At 69.3% G+C, this 3,818-nt stretch carries 7 protein-coding genes; 1 reads left to right on the forward strand and 6 read right to left on the reverse strand.

Going from position 1 to position 3,818, the window contains the following annotated elements; genetic code table 11:
- Window positions 1–109: 109 nt before the first annotated feature.
- Window positions 110–634, reverse strand: a complete 525-nt coding sequence (locus ABZ281_RS41640) for a DUF6415 family natural product biosynthesis protein (protein ID WP_356663138.1) — start codon at window positions 632–634, stop codon at window positions 110–112.
- A gap of 152 nt (window positions 635–786) precedes the next feature.
- Here ABZ281_RS41640 and ABZ281_RS41645 point away from each other — a divergent pair, with 152 nt between their 5' ends.
- Window positions 787–1,044 carry a GntR family transcriptional regulator gene (locus ABZ281_RS41645; RefSeq protein WP_356663139.1) on the forward strand — a complete coding sequence of 86 codons (258 nt, stop codon included), beginning with the start codon at window positions 787–789 and terminating at the stop codon, window positions 1,042–1,044.
- Between the two features lie 767 nt (window positions 1,045–1,811).
- On the opposite strand, the gene ABZ281_RS41650 is transcribed toward ABZ281_RS41645, so the two are convergent.
- The 5 genes from ABZ281_RS41650 to ABZ281_RS41670 form a co-directional block, all read right to left on the reverse strand.
- Window positions 1,812–2,060, reverse strand: a complete 249-nt coding sequence (locus tag ABZ281_RS41650; protein WP_356663140.1) for a hypothetical protein — start codon at window positions 2,058–2,060, stop codon at window positions 1,812–1,814.
- Window positions 2,060–2,563, reverse strand: a complete 504-nt coding sequence (locus ABZ281_RS41655; protein WP_356663141.1) for a hypothetical protein — start codon at window positions 2,561–2,563, stop codon at window positions 2,060–2,062. Before ABZ281_RS41655 ends, ABZ281_RS41650 begins: the two co-directional genes overlap by 1 nt.
- A 10-nt stretch (window positions 2,564–2,573) precedes the next feature.
- The gene (locus ABZ281_RS41660) at window positions 2,574–2,798 is read right to left on the reverse strand and encodes a hypothetical protein (RefSeq protein WP_356663142.1); all 225 of its coding nucleotides are present in this window, start codon (window positions 2,796–2,798) and stop codon (window positions 2,574–2,576) included.
- A gap of 13 nt (window positions 2,799–2,811) precedes the next feature.
- Window positions 2,812–2,982, reverse strand: a complete 171-nt coding sequence (locus ABZ281_RS41665) for a hypothetical protein (RefSeq protein ID WP_356663143.1) — start codon at window positions 2,980–2,982, stop codon at window positions 2,812–2,814.
- Window positions 2,983–3,273: 291 nt separating this feature from the next.
- Window positions 3,274–3,818: hypothetical protein (locus ABZ281_RS41670; RefSeq protein WP_356663144.1), on the reverse strand; the 545-nt coding region annotated here is incomplete at its 5' end.

Below are 3,818 nucleotides of genomic sequence, written 5' to 3' on the forward strand. Positions count from 1 at the left end.
TTTCTCGGCGTATCGACTCATTTCGGCCGGTCACCCATGGGGGTGACCGCCCTTCTCCTGCCTCCGGTGTCCTCTCCGGGACCTCAGCCCCAGCACCTTCGGCGGGCTATCAGTGTCTCGCGGCCCTTCTGTGCCGCGCTTGCCTCAGCTCCTCGGCCAACCGGTCACCCTCCTCGCAGGGGAGGTTGGCGTTCGCTCCGTTGTCGTCCACGGTCTTGCACGTCGGGCAGCTGGCGCAGTGCTCCCCGAGCCGCACGAGGGCAGCCTGCTCGCGTGTCTCGATCCCGCTGAGCCGCTCGTAGTGGTCGCACAGGGCGTTCAGGACCCGGGCCAGACGCCGGGCGTGGCCGACGGGGCCGCCGGTCCTGCTGCTGGGCTGGGTCTCCAGCCTGCTGTTCGCTTCCCACACGCAGCCGAGCACGCTGAAGCGGCGGACGCTGCCCTGCGGCAGCTCCTTGGCGGCCTGCTCCACCTCTGGGGCGAGCAATGCGATGTGGCCGCGAATCTGGAGGGTGAGCGTGTCGATCTCGTCGGCGGCCGGGGGCAGCGCCTCGGGCGTGGAGTCTGGGTCGAGAAGCCGGTTGACCGTCTCCCGCATGGTCGCGATGTCCGGCTGGGCGGTACGTTGCGTCATGTCGTCGCTCCCTCGAAGCGTCGGCCATGCCCCCGGGCCCGGCAGCCGCGGGGGCTTTCTCGTGACCTTACCCAACTTGGTACGTCTTGGTACGTGCTCAGACGGCCTAGGCAGATCTATGACAGGCCTGGTTGTCCTCTTACGGTCGCAGCATGATCGAGCTTGACCGGGACGCTATGACGCCGATGTACGTGCAGCTGGCCAACGTGCTGCGCGACCGCATCCGGCGCGGCGAGATCCCGGTAGGCCGGCGCCTTCCATCACAGGCCGAGCTGGAGGCCGAGACGGGCGGCGCGGTATCGAGACGGACCATCAAGAGCGCGCTGGAACTGCTCGCCGCCGAGGGCCTGGTGCAAGGCGTACAGGGCAAGGGCGTGTTCGTCGTCGCCCTGCCCGCACCCAGTGAGTGAGGCAGCGAGCAGGCGCCTGCGGCCCTCGTGGGCGCCCCGTCACGGGCGGCTGAACGTCGCCTCACTGCCTCACTTGACGGCCGTCAACGCCGGTTAAGGCCAGTGACGCAACGAAGTGACCCGGCCAGTGGAAAGTCACTTCCCACCGACCGGGTCACTGGTTTCGCCTACCGCCCCGGTTTCGCCTCCACCCGAAACCGGTTTCGCCCCTGACTTCGGTCCTGGCCTGCGAAGTTTCGGGTTTCGGGGGTCAGGCCCGCACCCCTCTACCCCCTCTACAGCGCAGGTCAGAACCCACTACCGCCCCCTCTACCGGCGTAGTGGGGGCCCACTACTGCAGCCCCTCCCCTCCCCTGCTGGGTCACAGGAGGGAGGGGCGTTGACCAGCAACAACAACGGCAACAACAACGCCCACCCACTGGGGGAGGGGCCGTAGCCCCCTTGGCGATTCTGTGCACGCACGCGCCGCACTGACGGCGCCGGGCCCCTAGGCGGCCGGCCGCCCGATGGGAACTCCCCTTCCCCCGACCGGCGATCAGAAAGCCCTGATTCGCGGGCACAGGATTTTCCCTCCCCGGCGGGCGGCCTTGGGGGCCTGGGGGGAGTCACCCCCCACCCCGGGCGTGCCGAGGCCCGCCGGTCGTGGTTCGGCCGGCGGGCCTGTGGTGGCGCTGGTCGGGTCTGTGCGGGAAGGAGGCCCGCTAGGGTTTGGCCCGCTCTCCGTCCATGGCTCCCCGTTCGTCACGGGGCGGCTTTGACGCCGTTCGTCATGCGGCTGGTGGAAGGTCGGGCGGCTCGATGGGCTGTCCGTCTGGTCCGGTCGGCGTCAGGTCGATGGTGATGACGTCGCCGTTCGGTCCGGCCTTGCGTCGTCGTCCTCGCGGCATCGGCGCCTGACCGTCGATGGCCTGACCGTCGGTCATGGCGCTGTCGGACCACAGCGGCCGGCCTTGCCCGTCGCGAGGGAAGTGCGGATAGGTTCCGTCCTCGCCCGGGTCGAGTGCGTCGGTGGTCATCAGTCGGTCCCCTTGGCGTATGCCTCGCGCTCGTCCTGGAGCCGCTGAGTCTCGGCTGCCGCTTCGTCGCGGCCCTGGTCGTCGATGGCCTTGATGATGGTGTCCCACAGCACGGTGGGTTCGCGGTAGTTGAGGAAGGGGACGGGGTCGCCCTGGGGGTCCACCTGCACCCGGGCTACGTCGGCCTCGCTGCGGATGGCGTTGCGTCGGTGCCAGGTGGCGCGCATGCGCGTCCAGGCGGACCATACGGGGTCGTTCTGGAGGGCCTGGAGGAAGTCGGCGCGGGCCTGCTTCTCCTCGGCGCGCAGCTGCTCGTCCAGGTCGGGCCAGGCGGCGAGGAGTCCGCGGTCCCAGTCGGCGGCGCGGCCGGCCTGCCGTTCGGCTTCGGCAGCGCGTGCGGCTTCGAGCTCGGAGGTGACCTGGTCGAGTTCGGCGGTGGGCTTGGCGGCCTGGGCGCGCAGCTTCTCCGCGCGTGCTTCGAGGGTGGCGATGGTGTCGGTCATGGTGTGCCTTTCAGTTGTTGAGGTCGTCGTGGGCGGCCTTGTCGTTGGCGTAGGTGGCCAGGGCGAGGCGCATGTGCGGGGTGAGGGTGTCGGCGTATCCGGGGTCCTTGGCCATGTCGGCGAGGATCTGGTCATAGCCCGGGTTGGGGACGTGGTTCTCGGCGCGGCCTCGGATGACGTGGGCGCGGCGTTCGGGGGTGAGGCCGTCGGCGATGTCGGTGTGCTGGTCGGTCATGGCTGGCCTTTCGTCAGGTGGTGTGGGTGGCGGGCCGGATGGCCCAGATGAGTTCGCAGCTGGTGTCGGCGCAGCGTGCGAGGTCGAGGGGCGTGCCGGCCACTGTGGTGTGTCCGACGATGCGGACACCCCGTAGCGCACGGCAGGCGGGGCAGTACGTCGTGCGGGGAACCGGGCGAGCCATGGCGCTCCTTGTGGTGACGTTCCGTGAGGGAGCGGCCGTTCGCTGAGAAAAACCCTCTCCCTGATCGGCCAAAGTGCGTACCCCCCGTGCGGTGACAGAAAGTTGCAGGTCAGATGCCGTTTCAGGGGGGTACGCACTGCTGCGTACCCTCACCCCCTCGGCCCCCGGGGGTACGCACTGCTGCGTACCCCCCAAAATGCGGGCCTGACCTGCGGATACTTCGACGGGACAGGGGGGTACGCACTTTGCGGGAACAGGGAGAGGGTTTTTCTGTGACATGAGGGCCGCCCGTTACCCTTCGTCGTCGTTGTCGAGGCCGAAGACGTCGGGGTGGAAGACGTACATCCGGACCTTCTTGCCGTCCAGGTTCTTCTTGATCAGGTACGGCGGGCGGTAGGAGGCGTTCTCCAGGAGCGCGCCCGTCTCGCGCCACGAAGGGACGATGGATTCCAGCTCGTATCCGGCCCGCGTGAGTGCTTCCTTGAGCCGCTGAGGCAGGAGTGCGACGGTCTGCCGCATGTCGCCCGTGGACGGGTTGCCCACGGACAGGGTCCGGCCGATGTAGCCGCTGAACGGCGGGCGCTGCTCGCCGTCGGCGCCGACCGGCGGCGGGTACATGGACGCCCGCTGTGAGGCGACGAACTCACGAACGACGTCGAGGGCCATTTCGCCGCGGTTGTCGGTCTGGTCGGCCACTCCGAACAGGCGCCGCCACACGTCCGGCTCGGGGCTCTCGAACGGCAGTGGCCTACTCAGAGCCCGACCACAGCCACCGCCCCTCGTTGCAACTCGCCGCGGATGCGCCGCCAGTTCCCCGTCAGCCCGAGCACACCACC

The organism is Streptomyces sp. NPDC006265 (assembly GCF_040613555.1).
In the GTDB taxonomy this organism is placed as follows: domain Bacteria; phylum Actinomycetota; class Actinomycetes; order Streptomycetales; family Streptomycetaceae; genus Streptomyces.

What these genes read in the sequence shown, in the direction of transcription:
- ABZ281_RS41640 (WP_356663138.1), bottom strand. Translation starts at nt 634, where the DNA reads ATGACGCAACGTACCGCCCAGCCGGACATCGCGACCATGCGGGAGACG.
- ABZ281_RS41645 (WP_356663139.1), top strand. Translation starts at nt 787, where the DNA reads ATGATCGAGCTTGACCGGGACGCTATGACGCCGATGTACGTGCAGCTG.
- ABZ281_RS41650 (WP_356663140.1), bottom strand. Translation starts at nt 2,060, where the DNA reads ATGACCACCGACGCACTCGACCCGGGCGAGGACGGAACCTATCCGCAC.
- ABZ281_RS41655 (WP_356663141.1), bottom strand. Translation starts at nt 2,563, where the DNA reads ATGACCGACACCATCGCCACCCTCGAAGCACGCGCGGAGAAGCTGCGC.
- ABZ281_RS41660 (WP_356663142.1), bottom strand. Translation starts at nt 2,798, where the DNA reads ATGACCGACCAGCACACCGACATCGCCGACGGCCTCACCCCCGAACGC.
- ABZ281_RS41665 (WP_356663143.1), bottom strand. Translation starts at nt 2,982, where the DNA reads ATGGCTCGCCCGGTTCCCCGCACGACGTACTGCCCCGCCTGCCGTGCG.